This window comes from Streptomyces sp. NPDC048182 (genome assembly GCF_043202555.1).
Classification (GTDB): Bacteria; Actinomycetota; Actinomycetes; order Streptomycetales; family Streptomycetaceae; genus Streptomyces.
In genome coordinates, this window is the sequence record NZ_JBIDAQ010000002.1 from 432,170 (window position 1) to 450,517 (window position 18,348).

At 71.0% G+C, this 18,348-nt stretch carries 20 protein-coding genes; 10 read left to right on the forward strand and 10 right to left on the reverse strand.

Annotated elements, in window-relative coordinates:
• The first annotated feature begins 53 nt into the window (after positions 1 to 53).
• A complete protein-coding gene (locus ACGFZL_RS05035; RefSeq protein WP_355168244.1) occupies positions 54 to 1,562 on the forward strand; it encodes a glycosyltransferase 87 family protein in 1,509 nt (502 codons plus the stop codon).
• Positions 1,563 to 1,581: 19 nt separating this feature from the next.
• On the opposite strand, the gene ACGFZL_RS05040 is transcribed toward ACGFZL_RS05035, so the two are convergent.
• From ACGFZL_RS05040 to ACGFZL_RS05050, 3 genes are all read right to left on the reverse strand, one after another.
• Positions 1,582 to 2,613 carry an alanine racemase gene (locus ACGFZL_RS05040; protein WP_355168246.1) on the reverse strand — a complete coding sequence of 344 codons (1,032 nt, stop codon included), beginning with the start codon at positions 2,611 to 2,613 and terminating at the stop codon, positions 1,582 to 1,584.
• Between the two features lie 59 nt (positions 2,614 to 2,672).
• Positions 2,673 to 3,794 carry a peptidoglycan bridge formation glycyltransferase FemX gene (gene femX, locus ACGFZL_RS05045; protein ID WP_393689318.1) on the reverse strand — a complete coding sequence of 374 codons (1,122 nt, stop codon included), beginning with the start codon at positions 3,792 to 3,794 and terminating at the stop codon, positions 2,673 to 2,675.
• A gap of 136 nt (positions 3,795 to 3,930) precedes the next feature.
• The gene (locus tag ACGFZL_RS05050; protein WP_355168250.1) at positions 3,931 to 4,236 is read right to left on the reverse strand and encodes a hypothetical protein; all 306 of its coding nucleotides are present in this window, start codon (positions 4,234 to 4,236) and stop codon (positions 3,931 to 3,933) included.
• A gap of 221 nt (positions 4,237 to 4,457) precedes the next feature.
• Between ACGFZL_RS05050 and rpsF the strand changes: the two genes are divergently transcribed.
• The 4 genes from rpsF to rplI all read left to right on the forward strand — a co-directional run bounded on the left by rpsF (position 4,458) and on the right by rplI (position 6,163).
• Positions 4,458 to 4,748, forward strand: coding sequence for a 30S ribosomal protein S6 (rpsF, locus tag ACGFZL_RS05055; RefSeq protein WP_355168252.1), 291 nt, complete (start codon positions 4,458 to 4,460; stop codon positions 4,746 to 4,748).
• 76 nt (positions 4,749 to 4,824) lie between these two features.
• Entirely contained in the window at positions 4,825 to 5,418 is a 594-nt protein-coding gene (locus ACGFZL_RS05060) for a single-stranded DNA-binding protein (RefSeq protein ID WP_393689321.1), read from the forward strand.
• A 43-nt stretch (positions 5,419 to 5,461) separates the two neighbouring features.
• On the forward strand, positions 5,462 to 5,698 hold the full coding sequence (gene rpsR / locus ACGFZL_RS05065; RefSeq protein WP_003949403.1) for a 30S ribosomal protein S18: 237 nt from the start codon (positions 5,462 to 5,464) through the stop codon (positions 5,696 to 5,698).
• Between the two features lie 18 nt (positions 5,699 to 5,716).
• Complete coding sequence (gene rplI / locus ACGFZL_RS05070; RefSeq protein ID WP_355168256.1) at positions 5,717 to 6,163, forward strand: 50S ribosomal protein L9; 447 nt, start codon at positions 5,717 to 5,719, stop codon at positions 6,161 to 6,163.
• 94 nt (positions 6,164 to 6,257) lie between these two features.
• Here the strand turns inward: rplI and ACGFZL_RS05075 are convergent, their stop codons facing one another.
• Positions 6,258 to 7,595 (reverse strand): MATE family efflux transporter, encoded by a 1,338-nt coding sequence (locus ACGFZL_RS05075; protein WP_393689324.1) that lies wholly within the window; start codon positions 7,593 to 7,595, stop codon positions 6,258 to 6,260.
• A gap of 459 nt (positions 7,596 to 8,054) precedes the next feature.
• Here ACGFZL_RS05075 and dnaB point away from each other — a divergent pair, with 459 nt between their 5' ends.
• Genes dnaB through ACGFZL_RS05090 form a run of 3 tightly spaced genes read left to right on the forward strand, consistent with a single transcriptional unit; the run spans position 8,055 to position 12,163 of the window.
• Complete coding sequence (gene dnaB / locus ACGFZL_RS05080) at positions 8,055 to 9,533, forward strand: replicative DNA helicase (RefSeq protein ID WP_355168260.1); 1,479 nt, start codon at positions 8,055 to 8,057, stop codon at positions 9,531 to 9,533.
• A gap of 40 nt (positions 9,534 to 9,573) precedes the next feature.
• The gene (locus ACGFZL_RS05085; protein ID WP_393689326.1) at positions 9,574 to 10,731 is read left to right on the forward strand and encodes an epoxide hydrolase family protein; all 1,158 of its coding nucleotides are present in this window, start codon (positions 9,574 to 9,576) and stop codon (positions 10,729 to 10,731) included.
• 40 nt (positions 10,732 to 10,771) lie between these two features.
• Positions 10,772 to 12,163, forward strand: a complete 1,392-nt coding sequence (locus tag ACGFZL_RS05090; RefSeq protein ID WP_393689328.1) for a serine hydrolase domain-containing protein — start codon at positions 10,772 to 10,774, stop codon at positions 12,161 to 12,163.
• A 51-nt stretch (positions 12,164 to 12,214) separates the two neighbouring features.
• On the opposite strand, the gene ACGFZL_RS05095 is transcribed toward ACGFZL_RS05090, so the two are convergent.
• Positions 12,215 to 12,688: a GNAT family N-acetyltransferase gene (locus ACGFZL_RS05095; protein WP_393689330.1), complete on the reverse strand. Its 474-nt coding sequence runs from the start codon at positions 12,686 to 12,688 to the stop codon at positions 12,215 to 12,217.
• Between the two features lie 46 nt (positions 12,689 to 12,734).
• Positions 12,735 to 13,199 carry a MarR family transcriptional regulator gene (locus tag ACGFZL_RS05100; protein ID WP_355168268.1) on the reverse strand — a complete coding sequence of 155 codons (465 nt, stop codon included), beginning with the start codon at positions 13,197 to 13,199 and terminating at the stop codon, positions 12,735 to 12,737.
• Between the two features lie 142 nt (positions 13,200 to 13,341).
• Here ACGFZL_RS05100 and ACGFZL_RS05105 point away from each other — a divergent pair, with 142 nt between their 5' ends.
• Positions 13,342 to 14,556 (forward strand): MFS transporter, encoded by a 1,215-nt coding sequence (locus tag ACGFZL_RS05105; RefSeq protein ID WP_393689333.1) that lies wholly within the window; start codon positions 13,342 to 13,344, stop codon positions 14,554 to 14,556.
• 84 nt (positions 14,557 to 14,640) lie between these two features.
• Entirely contained in the window at positions 14,641 to 15,081 is a 441-nt protein-coding gene (locus tag ACGFZL_RS05110; protein WP_393689335.1) for a heme-binding protein, read from the forward strand.
• A 16-nt stretch (positions 15,082 to 15,097) separates the two neighbouring features.
• On the opposite strand, the gene ACGFZL_RS05115 is transcribed toward ACGFZL_RS05110, so the two are convergent.
• The 4 genes from ACGFZL_RS05115 to ACGFZL_RS05130 form a co-directional block, all read right to left on the reverse strand.
• Positions 15,098 to 15,976, reverse strand: a complete 879-nt coding sequence (locus tag ACGFZL_RS05115; protein WP_393689337.1) for a GNAT family N-acetyltransferase — start codon at positions 15,974 to 15,976, stop codon at positions 15,098 to 15,100.
• Between the two features lie 92 nt (positions 15,977 to 16,068).
• On the reverse strand, positions 16,069 to 16,551 hold the full coding sequence (locus tag ACGFZL_RS05120; RefSeq protein WP_393689339.1) for an NUDIX domain-containing protein: 483 nt from the start codon (positions 16,549 to 16,551) through the stop codon (positions 16,069 to 16,071).
• Between the two features lie 102 nt (positions 16,552 to 16,653).
• Entirely contained in the window at positions 16,654 to 17,853 is a 1,200-nt protein-coding gene (locus ACGFZL_RS05125; RefSeq protein WP_393689341.1) for a cystathionine gamma-lyase, read from the reverse strand.
• A complete protein-coding gene (locus ACGFZL_RS05130) occupies positions 17,850 to 18,344 on the reverse strand; it encodes a low molecular weight protein-tyrosine-phosphatase (RefSeq protein WP_393689344.1) in 495 nt (164 codons plus the stop codon). The genes ACGFZL_RS05125 and ACGFZL_RS05130 overlap by 4 nt, the downstream gene beginning before the upstream one ends.
• Positions 18,345 to 18,348: the final 4 nt, after the last annotated feature.

An 18,348-nucleotide genomic window follows, 5' to 3' on the forward strand; every position in this document is an offset into this window, starting at 1 on the left:
CCGTACCCTCGGGGCGCGGCGGCCTCGGCGTGTTCCAGAGGACGTACGGCAGGATGTGCCCCATGCCCAGCGCAGAATCGACGCCAGCGAGCGTGCACAGGCCGGAATCGGCGCAGCCGACCCGGGAAGACGCGGTGGCCGCGGCCGGCAGCGAGATGATCGGAGGCCCCCTCGGCCGACGCGCACTGCTCGGGACCTCCTGGTGGTCCCCGGTCCGCGTGATCGCCCTGGTGGCGATCGGCATGTTCGCTCTCGGTCTGGTCCAGAAGGCGCCCTGCTACGACGGCGCCTGGTTCTTCGGGGCCAGCTCCCAGTACACGCACGCGTGCTACTCGGACATCCCCCACCTGTATGAGGGGCGAGGGTTCGCCGAGGGCCTCGTGCCGTACTTCGACCGGGTCCCCGGTGACATGGAGTACCTCGAGTACCCGGTGCTGACCGGCGTGTTCATGGAGGTGGCCTCCTGGCTGACGCCGGGCAGCGGTTCCCTCCAGCACCAGGAGCAGTGGTACTGGATGGCGAACGCGGGGCTGCTGATGGTGTGCGCGGTCGTCATCGCCGTCTGCGTCACCCGCACCCACGCCCGCCGGCCGTGGGACGGCCTGCTGGTCGCCCTTGCGCCGGCCGTCGCGCTCACCGCGACCGTCAACTGGGACCTGCTGGCGGGCGCCCTCACCGCGGCGGCGCTGCTGATGTGGTCCCGGGGCCGGTCGCTGGCCTTCGGTGTCCTGTTGGGTCTGGCGACCGCCGCCAAGCTGTATCCCTTCCTGCTCCTGGGCCCGCTGCTCCTGCTGTGCTGGCGCGCGGGCCGCTGGCGGGAGTACGGCGTGGCCCTGGCCGGAGCGGTCGGGTCGTGGCTCGTGGTGAACGTGCCGGTGATGCTCTTCGCTTTCGAGGGGTGGTCGAAGTTCTACACGTTCAGCCAGGAGCGAGGCGTCGACTTCGGGTCGTTCTGGCTGATCCTGGCGCAGAACTCGGCCGACCCGCTCGAGACCGACACCGTCAACACCCTCGCCGAGGTCCTGATGCTGCTGTGCTGTGCCGGCATCGCGGCACTCGCGCTGATGGCCCCGCGACGCCCCCGCTTCGTCCAGCTCGCGTTCCTCATCGTGGCGGCGTTCATCCTGACCAACAAGGTCTACTCGCCGCAGTACGTGCTGTGGCTGGTGCCGCTGGCCGCGCTGGCCCGTCCGAAGTGGCGGGACTTCTTGATCTGGCAGGCCTGTGAAGTGGCCTACTTCCTGGGCATCTGGATGTACCTCGCCTATACGACCAGTGGAGACGCCCACAAGGGGCTGCCGACGGACGGCTACCACTGGGCCATCGGCGTGCACCTGCTCGGCACGCTCTACTTCTGCGGCATGGTGGTGCGCGACATCCTGCTCCCGGACCGGGATCCGGTCCGACGGACCGGCGAGGACGATCCCTCGGGAGGCGTACTCGACGGTGCCGAGGACGTCTTCGTGCTGGGCCCGGCGGCCCGCTCCGCGTCTCACAGGTCGCAGACGGAGGGTCCCGGAGTGCACTGGGGCACCGGGCAGTCGGCGGAGCATTCGCTCTGAGCGAACGCCCCGCCCGGGCTCAGCGGTCCATGAGCCGGTCGAACTGCGTGGTGGTGTGCCGCAGATGGGCCACCAACTCGTCACCGACCTTGGGCTCCGGGGCGTCCGCGGGGACGAAGAGGATCGACACCTGCATGTGCGGCGGCTCCGCGAACCAACGCTGCTTGCCGCCCCACACGAACGGCGACAGGTTCCGGTTGACCGTCGCCAGACCGGCCCGAGCGACGCCCTTGGCGCGCGGCATGACGCCGTGCAGGGCCTTGGGTGCCTCCAGACCCACGCCGTGGGACGTGCCGCCGGCCACGACGACCAGGAAGCCGTCGGAGGCGGCCTTCTGCTGCCGGTAGCCGAAGCGCTCCCCCTTGGCGACGCGCGTGACGTCCAGCACCGCACCGTGGTACTCGGTGGCGTCGTGGTCGCCCAGCCACAGCCGCGTGCCGATCCGGGCGCGGAAGCGGGTCTGCGGGAACTGCTGCTGGAGGCGGGCGAGCTCGTCGGCCTTGAGGTGGCTGACGAACATAGTGTGCAGCGGCAGCCGCGCCGCCCGCAGCCGGTCCATCCAGCCGATGACCTCCTCGACGGCGTCCGAGCCGTCGGCGCGGTCCAGCGGCAGGTGGATGGCGAAGCCCTCCAGCCGGACGTTCTCTATGGCGGCGTGCAGCTGCGGCAGGTCCTGCTCGCTGATGCCGTGCCGCTTCATCGAGGACATCACCTCGATGACGACGCGGGCACCCACGAGGCCGTACACACCGTCGATCGAGGACACCGAGCGCACCACCCGGTCGGGCAGCGGCACGGGCTCCTCGCCGCGCCGGTACGGCGTCAGCACCAGCAGGTCGCCGCCGAAGAAGTCCTTGATCCGGGCGGCCTCGTACGTGGTGCCGACGGCCAGGACGTCCGAGCCGAGCCGGGTGGCCTCCTCCGCCAGCCGTTCGTGCCCGAAGCCGTAGCCGTTGCCCTTGCAGACCGGCACGAGTCCCGGGAACTGCTCCTGCACGTGCTTGTGATGCGCCCGCCAGCGCGCGGTGTCGACGTAGAGCGTGAGCGCCATGGCCGGACCTGGAACCTTTCTGGTGGCTGCGGTGGGTCGCAGATGAGGGGGTGGGACGGTCAGCGGCGCGACATGTAGATGTCGAGGGCCTTGTGGAGCAGCTTGTTGAGCGGGAAGTCCCACTCGCCGAGGTACTCGGCCGCCTGCCCGCCGGTGCCGACCTTGAACTGGATCAGGCCGAAGAGGTGGTCGCTCTCGTCCAGCGAGTCGGAGATGCCCCGCAGGTCGTAGACGGTGGCGCCGAGGGCGTAGGCGTCGCGCAGCATCGCCCACTGCATCGCGTTCGAGGGGCGGACCTCGCGGCCGATGTTGTCGGAGGCGCCGTAGGAGTACCAGACGTGCCCGCCGACGACCAGCATGGTGGCCGCCGACAGGTTCACCCCGTTGTGCCGGGCGAAGTACAGCCGCATCCGGTTGGGGTCCTCGTTGTTGAGGGCCGCCCACATGCGCTGGAAGTACGACAGCGGGCGCGGCCGGAAGCGGTCGCGCACGGCGGTGATCTCGTACAGCCGCTGCCACTCCTCCAGGTCGTGGTAGCCGCCCTGGACCACCTCGACGCCGGCCTTCTCGGCCTTCTTGATGTTGCGGCGCCAGAGCTGGTTGAAGTTCTTGTGGACCTCTTCGAGCGAGCGGTTGGCCAGCGGGACCTGGAAGACGTAGCGGGGCTGCACGTCACCGAAGCCGGCGCCGCCGTCCTCGCCCTGCTGCCAGCCCATCCGGCGGAGCTTGTCGGACACCTCGAAGGCGCGCGGCTCGATGTGGTCGGCCTCTATGTCCCGCAGCCGCTTGACGTCGGGGTCCTGGATGCCCTTCTTGATCGACACGGCGTCCCAGCGCCGGATGATCACCGGAGGGCCCATCTTCACCGAGAACGCGCCCTGCTGCTTGAGGTGCGCCAGCATCGGCTCCAGCCAGTCCTGGAGGTTCGGCGCGTACCAGTTGATGACCGGGCCCTCGGGGAGGTAGGCGAGGTAGCGCTTGATCTTGGGCAGCTGCCGGTAGAGGACCAGACCCACGCCGACCAGCTGACCGGTCCGCTCGTCGAACCAGCCGAGGTTCTCCGAGCGCCATTCCGCCTTCACGTCCGCCCAGGCCGGCACCTGCATGTGACTCGCCGCCGGCAGGCTCTGGATGTAGGCCAGATGCTGCTCGCGGCTGATGGTCCTCAGGGTCAGGCTCATTCGGGGCGCTCCTCGGGCTGGTGTGTCCCCATGGGTACAGGGGCTCCGGCTCTCGCGCGAAGCCTACTGCGCCCTGTGAGCGCCCCGACCGGCGTAGGGGTGGACCGGCCGCCCCCGCGTGGGGGCGGCCGATCGCTCAGCCGATGAGCCCGCCGTGGGCTATGCCGAAGTAGAGGCCGATCGCGGATGCGCCGAGTCCGAGGATCAGGCCGAAGCGCTCCCGGGTCGTCTCCGAGATGAACTGGCCGTATCCGCCGGTCAGCACCCCGGCGAGCCCGGCCCACGACGTCAGGACATGCAGCCACGAGAAGCCCGCGGTGATCACGGAGAGAACGCCGAGCGCCAGCGTCACCGCCAGCAGGGTGTCCTGGAGCGGGTGCCGCTTGCCGTCCGTCGCGAGCAGTCCGGTGCGGGGCTTGGCCGGTCGCATGATCTGTGCCATGGGGAACCTCCTGCCGCAGGCAGTCCGTATTCTCCCGCCGTGGTGGGTCGGGTACAGGTTGTGTCCCCTCACGGGCGGATTTCAACCCCGGCCCGGCGGCCGGGTACTCTGTACGTTCTGCACTGGTGTCCGCGTTCACTCACCGACGCCGGTGCCACGCATCGCAACCCTCCTGCCACGGATCGACCGTGGCCGCTGAGTCCAAAGGAGGTGGGTTCCACATGCGTCACTACGAGGTGATGGTCATCCTCGACCCCGATCTCGAGGAGCGTGCTGTCTCCCCGCTGATCGAGAACTTCCTCTCTGTCGTCCGTGACGGCGGCGGAAAGGTCGAGAAGGTCGACACCTGGGGCCGTCGTCGTCTCTCGTACGAGATCAAGAAGAAGCCCGAGGGCATCTACTCGGTCATCGACCTCCAGGCCGAGCCTGCGGTCGTCAAGGAGCTCGACCGCCAGATGAACCTGAACGAGTCGATCCTCCGGACCAAGGTCCTCCGTCCCGAGACCCACTGAGCCTTCCGCTCAGCCGGTCCCGGGTTCCGAGTAGCAGCACAAGCAGCCAGCAGCAAACCCGCCGAGAGGTAGCCCCATGGCAGGCGAGACCGTCATCACGGTCGTCGGCAACCTTGTCGATGACCCCGAGCTGCGCTTCACCCCGTCCGGTGCGGCCGTCGCGAAGTTCCGTGTCGCGTCCACTCCCCGCACCTTCGACCGCCAGACCAACGAGTGGAAGGACGGCGAGAGCCTCTTTCTGACCTGCTCGGTCTGGCGCCAGGCGGCGGAGAACGTCGCCGAGTCGCTCCAGCGAGGCATGCGCGTCATCGTGCAGGGCCGGCTGAAGCAGCGGTCCTACGAGGACCGTGAGGGCGTCAAGCGCACGGTCTACGAGCTGGACGTCGACGAGGTCGGCGCCAGCCTGCGCAGCGCCACGGCCAAGGTCACCAAGACCTCGGGTCGCGGTGGCCAGGGCCAGGGCCAGGGCGGTTACGGCGGCGGTGGCGGCCAGCAGGGCGGCGGCTGGGGCGGCGGCCCCGGTGGCGGCCAGCAGGGCGGCGGCGCTCCCTCCGACGACCCCTGGGCGACCGGCGCTCCCGCCGGTGGCAACCAGGGTGGCGGCGGCTGGGGCGGCGGGTCCGGCGGCTCCGGCGGCGGTGGCGGCTACTCGGACGAGCCCCCCTTCTAGGCGGGGCCGCACCCACACTTCTTGATCACACAGGAGAAACACCATGGCGAAGCCGCCTGTGCGCAAGCCTAAGAAGAAGGTCTGCGCGTTCTGCAAGGACAAGGTCACGTACGTGGACTACAAGGACACGAACATGCTGCGGAAGTTCATTTCCGACCGCGGCAAGATCCGTGCCCGCCGCGTGACCGGCAACTGCACGCAGCACCAGCGTGACGTCGCCACGGCCGTCAAGAACAGCCGTGAGATGGCGCTGCTGCCCTACACGTCCACCGCGCGATAAGGGAAGGGTGACCGACTCATGAAGATCATCCTGACCCACGAGGTCTCCGGCCTCGGTGCCGCGGGCGACGTCGTCGACGTCAAGGACGGCTACGCTCGCAACTACCTGATCCCGCGGAACTTCGCGATCCGCTGGACCAAGGGTGGCGAGAAGGACGTCGAGCAGATCCGTCGTGCTCGCAAGATCCACGAGATCCAGACCATCGAGCAGGCCAACCAGGTGAAGGCCCAGCTCGAGGGTGTCCAGGTCCGCCTGGCCGTCCGCTCCGGCGACGCCGGTCGTCTCTTCGGTTCCGTCACTCCGGCCGACGTCGCCTCGGCGATCAAGGCTTCCGGTGGCCCCGAGGTCGACAAGCGCCGCATCGAGCTGGGCTCGCCCATCAAGACGCTGGGCGCTCACCAGACGTCCGTGCGTCTGCACCCCGAGGTTGCCGCCAAGGTCAACATCGAGGTCGTCGCTGCCTGAGCATCGCTCTCGCTGAAGCGGCAGTCGTGAGAACGGGGCCGCACCCCATGCCGGGGTGCGGCCCCGTTTCACGTGAAACGTCGGCTGGGATCGGTCAGCGGGTGGCTCCGGTGACCACCCAGCGGCCGGAGCGGGTCCGCAGCCACAGGGTGGCCAGCCGCGTCGCCATCATCAGCGTCATCGCCGCCCACAGCGCGGTGAGCCCACCGCCCAGTACGGGAACCAGCAGAGCCACCGGGACGAACACGGCGAGGGTGACCAGCATCGCCCCGGCGAGGTAGGGGCCGTCCCCGGCGCCCATCAGGACGCCGTCGAGGACGAAGACCGCGCCGCAGATCGGCTGAGCGGCCGCCACGATCACCAGCGCGGGCAGGGCGGCGTCCCGGACGGCGGAGTCGCCGGTGAACAGGGGCAGGAACGCCGGCCGGGACACCACGACGAGCAGTCCGAGAACGATGCCGACGGCGATGCCCCAGGTCACCATCCGGCGGCACACCGCACGAGCGCCCTCGGTGTCGTCGGCGCCCAGGTACCGCCCGATGATGGCCTGCCCGGCGATGGCGATGGCGTCGAGGGCGAAGGCCAGCAGGCTCCACAGGGACAGGACGATCTGGTGGGCGGCGATGTCGGCGTCCCCCAGCCGGGCCGCGACCGCCGTGGCGATCAGGAGAATCGCCCGCAGTGAGAGCGTACGCACCAACAGCGGGGCCCCCGCCCGGGCGGAGGCCCGGATGCCGGCCGCGTCGGGGCGCAGTGAGGCGCCGTGCCGACGCGCGCCGCGGACGACCACGGCGAGGTACACCGTGGCCATGCCCCACTGAGCGACGACGGTTCCCCAGGCCGAACCCGCGATGCCGAGGCCGGCGCCGTACACGAGCCCGACGTTGAGCAGGGCGTTGGCGACGAACCCGGCAACGGCCACGTAGAGCGGGGTCCGGGTGTCCTGGAGGCCCCGCAGGACACCGGTCGCGGCCAGGACGACCAGCATGGCCGGGATGCCCAGGGCGGAGATCCGCAGATAGGTCACGGCGTACGGTGCGGCGGTGTGCGAGGCGCCGAAGAGGTCCGCGAGAGCGGGTGCCGAGGGCAGGACCAGAGCGATGACGGCGGCACCGAGCAGGAGGGCCAGCCAGATGCCGTCCATGCCTTGGCGGATGGCGGCCGGCAGGTCGCCCGCGCCGACGCGTCGGGCGACGGCCGCCGTGGTGGCGTAGGCGAGGAAGACGAAGATGCTGACGGCCGTGGTCAGCAGGGCGGAGGCGACGCCGAGGGCGGCGAGCTGGGCCGTGCCGAGATGGCCGACGATGGCGCTGTCGGCCATGACGAAGAGCGGCTCGGCGACGAGCGCGCCGAAGGCCGGAACGGCCAGCGCCACGATCTCACGGTCGTGCCGTCGCCGAACGGTTCGGGTGCTCGCGGGGGCCTGTGTCATGGGCTTCAATCTAATCGTCCACAGGTAAGTGATGCAACGCAGCTCAGACCCTTACTTTCCGTCTCCGCATGCGCACGTCTGTGCACGGTTCGAAGCGAACCGGTCCCGACCGGCGAACTTTTTGTTCTGCACAGCCGGTGGACGGCGAACCCGCAGCTCAGTAGGGGTAATAGACGGATGGAGAGGGCTTGTTCACAGGACTGTCCACCGGCTCGTGCACAGGTTTCGGCGAGTTCTCCACAGCATCTGGGCGGTCGTCCACATGGCCTGTGGATAACCAGATTGGCTGACGGTGCCCGCGGGCCTACGGTAGTCCGGCGCCCGCTCCGTCCGCCGACTTGTGAATCGCCACAAATCCGACGCGTCAGAACCGGAGTTGGGTGTCCTGTTTGTCAGTGCCGTGCCGTAGAAATGAGGGGCACCGCGAGGTCCGCTCGGCGGACGGGAGGAGGTGGCTCGGTGAGCATTTCCGAGCCCTTGGACGACCCGTGGGCCGACAGCGGTCCCAGCGATCGTCTGCCCGCCTCCCGCCGCCGCGGTGACACCGGCCGGAGCCGTGAGGAGCAGCACGAGCGGGGTCGGGAGAGCGGTTCCTGGGACGGTGGCGGGCCGTCCTTCGAGCGGGTCCCGCCGCAGGACCTGGAGGCCGAGCAGTCGGTCCTCGGCGGCATGCTGCTCTCCAAGGACGCCATCGCCGACGTGGTCGAGATCCTCAAGGGCCACGACTTCTACAAGCCCGCTCACGAGACGGTCTACCAGGCCGTCCTCGACGTCTACGCCAAGGGCGAGCCGGCCGACCCCATCACCATCGCCGCCGAGCTGACCAAGCGCGGTGAGATCAACAAGGTGGGCGGGGCCGCCTATCTGCACACCCTCGTCCAGACGGTGCCCACGGCCGCGAACGCCGCGTACTACGCGGAGATCGTGCACGAGCGCGCCGTCCTGCGCCGCCTGGTGGAGGCGGGCACCCGGATCACGCAGATGGGGTACGCGGCCGACGACGACGTGGACGAGATCGTCAATCGCGCCCAGGCCGAGATCTACGCCGTCACCGAGCAGCGCACCAGCGAGGACTACCTGCCGCTCGGCGACATCATGGAGGGCGCGCTCGACGAGATCGAGGCGATCGGGTCGCGCAGCGGCGAGATGACCGGGGTGCCGACCGGCTTCACGGACTTCGACTCGCTGACCAACGGCCTGCACCCCGGTCAGATGATCGTCATCGCCGCGCGCCCCGCCATGGGCAAGTCGACGCTCGCGCTGGACTTCGCCCGGGCCGCCTCCATCAAGAACAATCTGCCCAGTGTCATCTTCTCCCTCGAGATGGGGCGCAACGAGATCGCGATGCGCCTGCTGTCCGCCGAGGCCCGCGTGGCGCTGCACCACATGCGCTCCGGCACGATGACGGACGACGACTGGACCCGCTTGGCCCGCCGGATGCCGGACGTCTCCGCCGCCCCGCTCTACATCGACGACTCCCCGAACCTGTCGATGATGGAGATCCGCGCCAAGTGCCGCCGGCTCAAGCAGCGCAACGACCTCAAGCTCGTCGTCATCGACTACCTCCAACTGATGCAGTCCGGTGGCTCCAAGCGCGCCGAGAGCCGGCAGCAGGAGGTCTCCGACATGTCCCGAAACCTCAAGCTGCTGGCCAAGGAGTTGGAAGTCCCCGTCATCGCGCTCTCCCAGCTGAACCGCGGTCCCGAGCAGCGCACCGACAAGAAGCCCATGGTCTCCGACCTGCGCGAGTCCGGATCGATCGAGCAGGACGCCGACATGGTCATCCTGTTGCACCGCGAGGACGCCTACGAGAAGGAGTCCCCCCGCGCGGGTGAGGCGGACCTGATCGTCGCCAAGCACCGAAACGGCCCGACGGCGACCATCACGGTCGCGTTCCAGGGCCACTACTCGCGCTTCGTGGACATGGCGCAGACCTGAGGACACCCGCGCAGAGACGACCATCAGGGGGCTCGCAACCGTGGACATCGATCCTTACGTCGTCGACATCCCGCAGGCCGACATCGACGACCTGCGGGACCGTCTCGCCCGGACCCGCTGGCCGGACGCGCTCTCCGGGGTGGGGTGGGAGTACGGCGTCGCGCTGCCCTGGCTGAGGGAGCTCGTGGCGTACTGGGTCGAGGGGTACGACTGGCGGGTGCATGAGGCCCGGCTCAACGCGGTGCCGCAGTTCACCACCGTCGTCGACGGGCAACGGGTGCACTTCCTGCATGTGCGGTCGCCGGAGCCGGACGCCGTCCCCTTGATCCTCACCCACGGCTGGCCGAGCACCGTCAGCGACTTCCTGGACGTCGTCGGCCCGCTCACGGACCCGCGCGCCCACGGCGCCGACCCGGCCGACGCCTTCCATCTCGTCGTCCCCTCCCTGCCGGGGTTCGGTTTCTCGGGCCCCACGCGGGAGACGGGCTGGGGCGTCGAGCGCATCGCCCGCGCCTGGGCCGAACTGATGCGGCGGCTCGGCTACGACCGGTACGGCGCGCAGGGCGGGGACATCGGCTCCCTGGTCTCCGCGGCGCTCGGCCGCACCGCCCCGGGCCAGGTCCTCGGCGTTCACGTCAACGCGCTGGTCAACGCCTCCGCCCCGGCGGACGACGAGGAGGAGGCGCTGCTCTCGGAGGCCGAGCGCGCGCGGGCGCGGGAGAACCGGGCATGGTGGCAGGCCCGTTCCGGCTACGCCGTCCAGATGGCGACCCGCCCGCAGACGCTCGCCTACGGCCTCAACGACTCTCCGGCCGGACAACTGGCGTGGAACCTGGAGTGGTTCGTCGACCACGACCCGTCCCGCACCCGCCAGCCACTCGCCGGCCGGGACGCCGTGCTGACCGACGTGACGGTCCTCTGGCTCACCTCGACCGCCGGTTCCGCCGCCCGGCTCTACCGCGAGATGGCCGCCGACGGCTGGGGCCGCCCCGCCCCCTCCGGCGTCCCCACCGGGGTCGCCGTCTTCCCCGGCGACCGTGCCCTGCGGAGCCTCGCGGAACGGTCGCACCGGATCATTCGCTGGTCGGAGTTCCCCAGGGGCGGCCACTTCGCCTCGCTCCAGGCCCCCGACCTGCTGGTCACCGACGTCCGCGACTTCTTCCGCACCCTGCGCGGGCACGTGGGGCGGCCGGGGTAATCGGCTCGACGCGCGGTCCGCGGTCCGGTGGACTGGCGGCATGACGACCTCCCAGGAAGATCTGCTGCCCGCCACCCGCCGCGCACTGCTGCACCGGATCGCGGTGGCGCAGGCCGAGGGGCGCGCCCCGTCGCTCGTCGCCGCGGTGGTGCGGGACGGGCGGGCCGTGTGGCACGGTGCGCGCACCTCGGTCGACGGACACGGCCCCGACGCGTCCGTGCAGTACCGGATCGGGTCGATCACCAAGACCTTCACCGCGGTCCTGGTGCTGCGACTGCGCGACGAGGGCGTGCTGGACCTCTCCGACCCGCTGGAGCGGCATCTGCCTGGCACCGGCGTGGGTGAGGCCACGATCGCCGGCCTGCTCGCACACTCGGGCGGGCTGGCCGCCGAGTCGCCGGCCCCCTGGTGGGAGCGCACGCCCGGCTCACTGCGTCCGGAACTGGCAGATGTCCTCGGTGGGCGACCGCTGCTGCATCCGGTGGGGCGCCGGCACCACTACTCGAACCCCGGTTACGCCCTGCTCGGCGCTCTGGTCGAGAAGCTGCGGGGCGCCCCCTGGGAGGAGGTGCTGCGGCGAGAGGTACTGGAACCGCTGGGACTCGACGCGACGACCGTGCGGCCCCGCGCGCCGCACGCCGGCGGCTGGGCGGTGCACCCGTGGGCGGACGTCATGCTGGCCGAGCCGGCCGAGGACCTCGGACGCATGGCCGCGGCCGGTCAGCTCTGGTCCACCACCGGCGACCTGGCCCGGTTCGCCGTCTTCTTGATGCGGGGCGACGACAGGGTGCTGGGCGCGGCGAGCGTCGCGGAGATGCGGTGCCCGGCGGCGCCGCTGGAGGCGCAGGATCTCGTGGACGGCTCCGCCTACGGGCTGGGGCTGCAGGTGATGAGTCGTCATGGACGCCTGCTGGCGGGGCACTCCGGCTCCCTGCCGGGCTTCCTGGCCAACCTGACCGTCGGGGTGGAGGACGACGTGGCGGCGGTGGTGCTGGCCAACTGCACGTCCGGTCCCGCGCTGTCCGCGGTCGGCGCCGACCTGGTCCGGATCGTCGCCGAGGCCGAGCCCCGGATTCCGGAGCCGTGGCGGCCCCTGCCGGCCGCCGACACGTCGGAGCTGCCCCTGACCGGCCCCTGGTACTGGGGGACCCAGGTCTTCGTGCTGCGGCTCACGCCCGGTGGCGGAGTCCTCCTCGAGCCCCTGTCCGGCGGCGGTCGTCGCTCGCGGTTCCGGGCGAACGGCGACGGTACCTGGACAGGGCTGGAGGGTTACTACGCGGGGGAGCTGCTGCGGGCCGTGCGCCGTCCCGACGGCACGGTGAGCCACCTGGACCTCGGCTCGTTCGTCTTCACCCGTCGCCCGTACGACGCGGCGGACCCGGTGCCCGGTGGCGTCGACCCGGAAGGCTGGCGGGGTCTCGGCCAGGAGTGACCCACGGTCCAGCGGTGCCTTGTTTCACGTGAAACAGGCCCGCAGCGTCGGTCACAGCTCCCGTTTGAAGCCCGCGTGGGAGGCGGTGAAGCCGAGCCGTTCGTAGAAACGGTGCGCGTCGGTACGGGACTTGTCCGAGGTGAGCTGCACCAGTTGGCAGCCCTGCCGACGCGACTCGTCCACCGCCCACTCGATGAGGAGGGTGCCCAGTCCGCCGCCGCGTTCCTCGGCGTGGATGCGCACCGCCTCGATGATCGACCGGGTCGCGCCGCGCCGGGAGAGGCCGGGAACGACCGTCAGCTGCAAGGTGCCGACGACCCGCCCCGCTCGGACGGCCACGACCAGGTGCTGGTTCGGATCGACGGCGAGCCGTTCGAAGGCGGCCAGGTAGGGGCTCAGATCGTCCGGGGACTCGCGTCGCGCGCCCAGGGGGTCGTCGGCGAGCATGGCGACGATCGCGGCGATGTCGGCCTCGGCGGCTGGGCGTATGTCGAGCGTGGCGGGACGGCTCTCAAGATCTGCCATGCCCGCACCCTACGCAGCCGCGCCGCCGGACCGGTCGGGGGAGCCCCTATGCGGGCACGGGGCTCTTGAGCGTCTCCACGGCCTGGACCAGCGGCGCCAGTTCGGGGTTGCGGGCCGCGTCGTCCAGGGCCTCGCGCAGTGCGGCGTCGTTGGTGGGGCGTGCCTCGTCCAGCAGCTTCAGGCCGTTCGCGGTGACGTTGGTGTAGATGCCGCGACGGTCGGTGGGGCACAGGTAACGCTCGAGCAGCCCGCGGTCCTCCAGCCGTGTGACCAGGCGGGTCGTGGCGCTCTGGCTGAGCACGACGGCGTCGGCGACCTGCTTCATCTGCAAGTGACCGCCTTCTCCGTCGTGCTGCCTGCTGAGCACGTCGAGCAGGGAATACTCGCGCACGCTGAGGTCGTGCCCCGACTGCAGGGCGCGCTCGATGTGGGCCTCGATCCTGCCGTGGAGCAGGGAGAGGGCGCACCAGCCCTGGGAGAGGGCGGTGAGCGCGGGGTCCGTCGCTGCCATGGGTGTCTCCTCCGTCCCGGAGCCGCTGTGCACAGCGTAGTCCAGGAGCGCGATAGTCGGCGCTTGCTAGTAGCCCGCGTGTGCAACTATTGTCAGCGACGGCAAAACGCCCCTGCAATCTCTTCGGAAGGTGTCACCCGCCATGCCTCTCGCGCTCCTGGCCCTCGCGATTGGGGCCTTCGGGATCGGGACGACCGAGTTCGTGATCATGGGCTTGCTGCCCGAGGTGGCGAGCGACTTCGACGTCTCCATCCCCACCGCCGGCTACCTGGTGTCCGGCTACGCCCTCGGCGTGATGCTGGGCGCCCCGCTGATGACCCTGCTCGGCACCAAGGTCTCGCGCAAGCGCATGCTGATGCTCCTCATGGGCCTGTTCATCGCGGGCAACCTGCTCTCCGCCCTGGCCCCCGCCTTCTCCGTCATGCTGATCGGCCGGGTGGTCGCCTCCCTCGCCCACGGCGCCTTCTTCGGCATCGGCTCGGTGGTCGCCGCCGACCTGGTCGCACCGCACAAGAAGGCCGGTGCCATCTCGATGATGTTCACCGGCCTGACCGTCGCCAACGTGGTAGGGGTGCCGGCGGGCACGCTCATCGGCCAGTTCGCGGGCTGGCGCGTCACCTTCTGCGCCGTCGCCGCGCTGGGCGTTCTCGGCCTCGCCGGTGTCGCCAAGCTGGTGCCGGACCTGTCCAGGCCGGAGGGTGTGCGGCTGCGGCACGAGATCGCCGCGTTCAAGAACGTCCAGGTGCTGCTCGCCATGGCGATGACGGTCCTCGGGTTCGGCGGCGTCTTCGCGGCCATCACCTACATCGCCCCGATGATGACGCACGTGGCGGGCTTCGCCGGCGGTTCGGTCACCTGGCTGCTGGTCCTCTTCGGCCTCGGCATGAGCGCCGGCAACCTGGTCGGTGGCAGGTTCGCCGACCGCGCCCTGATGCCGCTGCTGTATGTCGCCCTGGCCGCCCTGGCCGCCGTGCTCGCCCTCTTCACCCTCGCCGCGCACGACCAGATCGCGTCGGCGGTCACCGTCTTCTTCATCGGTGCCTTCGGCTTCGCCACCGTCCCGCCCCTCCAGAAGCGCGTCCTGGACCAGGCGCACGGCGCCCCGACACTCGCCTCGGCCGTGAACATCGGCGCCTTCAACCTGGGCAACGCGCTGTCGGCCTGGCTCGGCGGCATCGTCATCGCCGCCGGCTTCGGCTACACCGCCCCGAACTGGGTCGGCGCGATGCTGGCCGTCGCCGCCCTCGTCCTCGCCCTGGTCTCCGCCGGGCTGGAGCGGCGGGACAGCGCCTCCGGCAAGGTCGTCGCGGGCTCCGGCTCCGTACCGGGCGGGGAGCGGGCCGCCGTCCAGTCCTGAGAAGCCCCTCGCAGAACCGCACCCACAGCGAATCGCCCCCCCCCGGCGCACCACCCCCCGCACAGAACCAAGGAGCACCACGCCATGAGCACCCCCACCGCCGTCGCCCCGCTGTCCATCCAGGACGCCGAAGCCCTGGTCACCGCCGCGCAGCGCGCCGCCGACGCGGCCGGCGTCACCGTGAGCGTCACCGTCCTCGACGCAGGCGGCCACCTGCTCGCCTTCCGCCGGGACGACCGAGCCGTACTCATCTCCGGCGAGACCAGCACCCGCAAGGCGTACACCGCGCTCCAGCTGAACTCCCCCACCGCCGAACTGGTGGACGCGGTCCGGCCCGGCGGCCCGTTCCACACCCTGCCCACCGCGCTCGACCGGCCGCTGTTGTTCATCGCCGGCGGCGTGCCCGTGCACCGCGACGGTCGGTTGATCGGTGCGGTCGGGGTCGGCGGCGGGGCACCGGAGCAGGACCACGGCTTCGCCACGGCCGCGGTCGAGAACCTTGCCGCCGTGGAGAGCCTCGGCTGAAGCGACCGCCCGGCGGTCAGCCCGCCGCGACCGTCAGCGGAGCGAAGCGCCGGCCGGCGTCGCCGGGCAGCTCCGGGATGCCGTACGTCATCACCGAGTTGACCGCGACGGAGGCCAGCCCGTGCTCCGTCAGCCACGCCCGCAGTTCCTCGTGGCGGACATCGACGTCGGTGCGCAGCGGACGCTCGGTGCCGGCGGCCAGGGAGGCGAGCAGAGCCTTGGCCGTCTCGGTGTCCCGGGCGATCAGTGGGCCGATGACGTGGGTGTCCATGTTGGGCCAGGCGGCCCCGTAGCCGATGACCCGGCCGTCCTTCTCGGCGACGCGGAAACGGTCGGCGAAGGCGGGCAGCCGGGTCAGGACGTGCGTGCGATCGGAGCCGAACACCTCCGCGTCCAGCCGGAGGATCGCGGTGAGGTCCTCGGCGGTCGCGGGGCGGGTGGCGGTCCGGGTCGTGGACGAGGCCGCGGCGGCCTCCGCCCTGAAGTGCCCACGCAGCATCTCGGACCGGCCGATGACCTTGAAGCCGAGTTCCTCGTAGAGGGGCCGGCCGTACGGGGTGGCGTAGAGGGTCAGGGGAGTGGTGCCCAGGTCCGCGACGACCTGCCGCATGAGCCGGCGTCCGACGCCCTGGCGGGCGTATCGCTCGGCCACCAGCACCATCCCGATCGCGGCGAGGGAGGGGCGTCCGGGCGGGCCGTACTCGGTGACGACGCAGGCGCTCAGGAGACCGCCGTCGGGGGCGTCGATGCCGTAGCCCTGCCCGGCAGCGAGGAGGAGTCCCCACTTGTGCTCCTCGCGCGGCCACCCCCGGTCCTCGGACAGGTCGGCGCAGGCGCTGGAGTCGCGGAGCGTGAGACGACGGATCGGCAGAGCGGCGAGGGATGGAGTCGGCACGCAGGTCAGGCTGTCCGACGCGGACGGTGCGCGTCCACCTCTTTCCCGAGGATCACACGAGCTTTTGGTCACGCGGTCACGCGGTCACATGGTCAGCCGAGGTCCGGCGCGTGCAGAGCAGGGACGCCCTCGATGTTCCCGTCCAGATAGTGCCGCAGCGACAGCGGCACCAGGTGGACGGAGGCGATCCCGACCCGGGTGAAGGGCACCCGGACGATCTCGTACTCACCGGCGGGCTCCTCGACCTCCGGTCCGTGCCGGAGCGCGGGGTCCATCGACTCCAGGCGGCACACGAAGAAGAACTGCACCTTCACGCCGGTGGCGCCACCGTCCTCGCCGATGTGTTCCACCGTGTCGACGAAGCAGGGCACCACATCGGTGATCTTGGCACCGAGTTCCTCGTACACCTCTCGGTGCAGGGCGTCCACGATGGTGGGATCGCTCGGTTCGACCCCACCTCCCGGTGTGACCCAGTACGGATCGACACCGGGCTTGGTGCGCTTGATCAGGATCAGGTGGTCACCGTCCAGCAGGACGGCTCGGGCGGTGCGCTTGACCACGGGTCGGTCGGTCATGGGGACAATGTGGCCCGACATGTTCCACGTGAAACATCGTGCCGGTGAGATCGGTTCCGGTCCGCCGCAGCGCTCGAACCGCCGGCACACCGCCCGGACGATTCAGCCGGCCGACTCCTCCAGCGCCCGCACCAGGTCCGCCACCAGGTCCTCGGGGTCCTCCGCGCCGACGGAGAGGCGCACGAAGCCGTCCGGCACCGCGTCCCCGCCCCAGCGTCCCCGCCGCTCAGCCGTGGACCGCACCCCGCCGAAGCTCGTCGCGTCGTCCACCAGCCGCAGCGCCTCGAGGAACCGGTCGGCACGCGCGCGCGTGGGCAGCGTGAAGGAGACCACGCAGCCATGCCGCAGCATCTGCTCGGAGGCGATCTTGTAGGACGGGTCGTCCGGCAGCCCCGGATACCGCAGCCCGCTGATCTCCGGGCGCTCCCTCAGGGCCCGGGCGACCTCGAGCGCGGTGGCGTTCTGCCGCTCGACGCGCAACTGGAGCGTGGCGAGGGAGCGGTGCGCGAGCCATGCCTCCATGGGCCCCGGGATGGCGCCGACGATCTTGCGCCACCGTCGCACCGCGGCCATGGCCGTGGCGTCGCGGCCGGCCACGTAGCCCAGGAGGATGTCGCCGTGGCCGGTGAGCTGCTTGGTGCCGCTGGCCACCGAGAAGTCGGCGCCCAGGTCCAGCGGGCGCTGTCCCAGCGGTGTGGCGAGCGTGTTGTCGACGGCGACCAGTGCGCCGCGGGCGTGGGCCGCCTCGGCGAGCCGGCGCACATCGCACACGTCGAGCCCGGGATTGGAGGGCGTCTCGATCCACAGCAGCTTCGCGCCGTCCAGGACCTCGAGCTGGGCGTCCCCGCCGGTCGGCGCGGTGCGCACCTCGATCCCGAACGCCTCCAGCTGGGCGCGGGCCAGGGACAGCGCCTGGTAGCCGTCGGAGGGCAGCACGACCGCGTCCCCGGCGCGCAGCTGCGAGAAGAGCACCGAGGAGATCGCGGCCATGCCCGAGGCGAACACGAGCGTCTCGGTGTCCGTACGGCCGGGTGCCTCCAACTCGCCGATGGCGCGTTCCAGGTGGGTCCAGGTGGGGTTGTCATCGCGGCCGTAGGTGTAGGGCCCGGTGGGGTCGCCCGGCAGGTGGAAGTGGGCGGCGAAGACCGGACCCGGCAGGGTCGGCTCGTACTTGACGGGTTCGGGCAGCCCCGCCCGTACCACGCGCGTGCCGTCACCGATGTCGGTGGCGCGGCCCGGGGCGGCGGGTGCGCCCGTCCCCTCGCCGTCCGTCGTTCCGTCGTGCGCAGCGGGATCGTTCATGCCGCCCGTCCTTCCACGTGTTCGCGAACTGCGGCGAGCAGTCCGGTGCTCGCCGCCTCCACCATCTCAAGGCACTCCGCGAAGCCGTCCGCGCCCCCGTAGTAGGGGTCCGGCACGTCGAGGTCACCGCCCTCGGCGGCCGGGTCGTAGGACCGCGGCAGCCGCACCTTGGCGGCGTCCTCCTCGGTGGGCGCGAGGCGGCGCAGCACCCGGAGGTGCCCGGCGTCGAGGGCGACGACGAGGTCCAGGCGGGCGAACCAGGACGGCTGGAACCGGCGCGCGGTGTGGTCCAGGAGGTAGCCGCCCTCTTCCAGCACGGCCAGGGTGCGCGGGTCGGCGCCCTCGCCCTCGTGCCAGCCGTCGGTGCCGGCGCTGTCGGCCTCGACGAGGTGCTCCAGTCCGGCCTCCGCCACGCGCGCGTGGAAGACGGCCTCGGCCATCGGTGAGCGGCAGATGTTGCCCGTGCACACGAAGCAGACGCGGTAGGTCATGGTC

Coding starts and splice junctions, on each gene's coding strand:
- ACGFZL_RS05035 (WP_355168244.1), top strand. CDS start 54: ATGTGCCCCATGCCCAGCGCAGAATCGACGCCAGCGAGCGTGCACAGG.
- ACGFZL_RS05040 (WP_355168246.1), bottom strand. CDS start 2,613: ATGGCGCTCACGCTCTACGTCGACACCGCGCGCTGGCGGGCGCATCAC.
- femX (WP_393689318.1), bottom strand. CDS start 3,794: ATGAGCCTGACCCTGAGGACCATCAGCCGCGAGCAGCATCTGGCCTAC.
- ACGFZL_RS05050 (WP_355168250.1), bottom strand. CDS start 4,236: ATGGCACAGATCATGCGACCGGCCAAGCCCCGCACCGGACTGCTCGCG.
- rpsF (WP_355168252.1), top strand. CDS start 4,458: ATGCGTCACTACGAGGTGATGGTCATCCTCGACCCCGATCTCGAGGAG.
- ACGFZL_RS05060 (WP_393689321.1), top strand. CDS start 4,825: ATGGCAGGCGAGACCGTCATCACGGTCGTCGGCAACCTTGTCGATGAC.
- rpsR (WP_003949403.1), top strand. CDS start 5,462: ATGGCGAAGCCGCCTGTGCGCAAGCCTAAGAAGAAGGTCTGCGCGTTC.
- rplI (WP_355168256.1), top strand. CDS start 5,717: ATGAAGATCATCCTGACCCACGAGGTCTCCGGCCTCGGTGCCGCGGGC.
- ACGFZL_RS05075 (WP_393689324.1), bottom strand. CDS start 7,595: ATGACACAGGCCCCCGCGAGCACCCGAACCGTTCGGCGACGGCACGAC.
- ACGFZL_RS05090 (WP_393689328.1), top strand. CDS start 10,772: ATGACGACCTCCCAGGAAGATCTGCTGCCCGCCACCCGCCGCGCACTG.
- ACGFZL_RS05095 (WP_393689330.1), bottom strand. CDS start 12,688: ATGGCAGATCTTGAGAGCCGTCCCGCCACGCTCGACATACGCCCAGCC.
- ACGFZL_RS05100 (WP_355168268.1), bottom strand. CDS start 13,199: ATGGCAGCGACGGACCCCGCGCTCACCGCCCTCTCCCAGGGCTGGTGC.
- ACGFZL_RS05105 (WP_393689333.1), top strand. CDS start 13,342: ATGCCTCTCGCGCTCCTGGCCCTCGCGATTGGGGCCTTCGGGATCGGG.
- ACGFZL_RS05110 (WP_393689335.1), top strand. CDS start 14,641: ATGAGCACCCCCACCGCCGTCGCCCCGCTGTCCATCCAGGACGCCGAA.
- ACGFZL_RS05120 (WP_393689339.1), bottom strand. CDS start 16,551: ATGACCGACCGACCCGTGGTCAAGCGCACCGCCCGAGCCGTCCTGCTG.
- ACGFZL_RS05125 (WP_393689341.1), bottom strand. CDS start 17,853: ATGAACGATCCCGCTGCGCACGACGGAACGACGGACGGCGAGGGGACG.
- ACGFZL_RS05130 (WP_393689344.1), bottom strand. CDS start 18,344: ATGACCTACCGCGTCTGCTTCGTGTGCACGGGCAACATCTGCCGCTCA.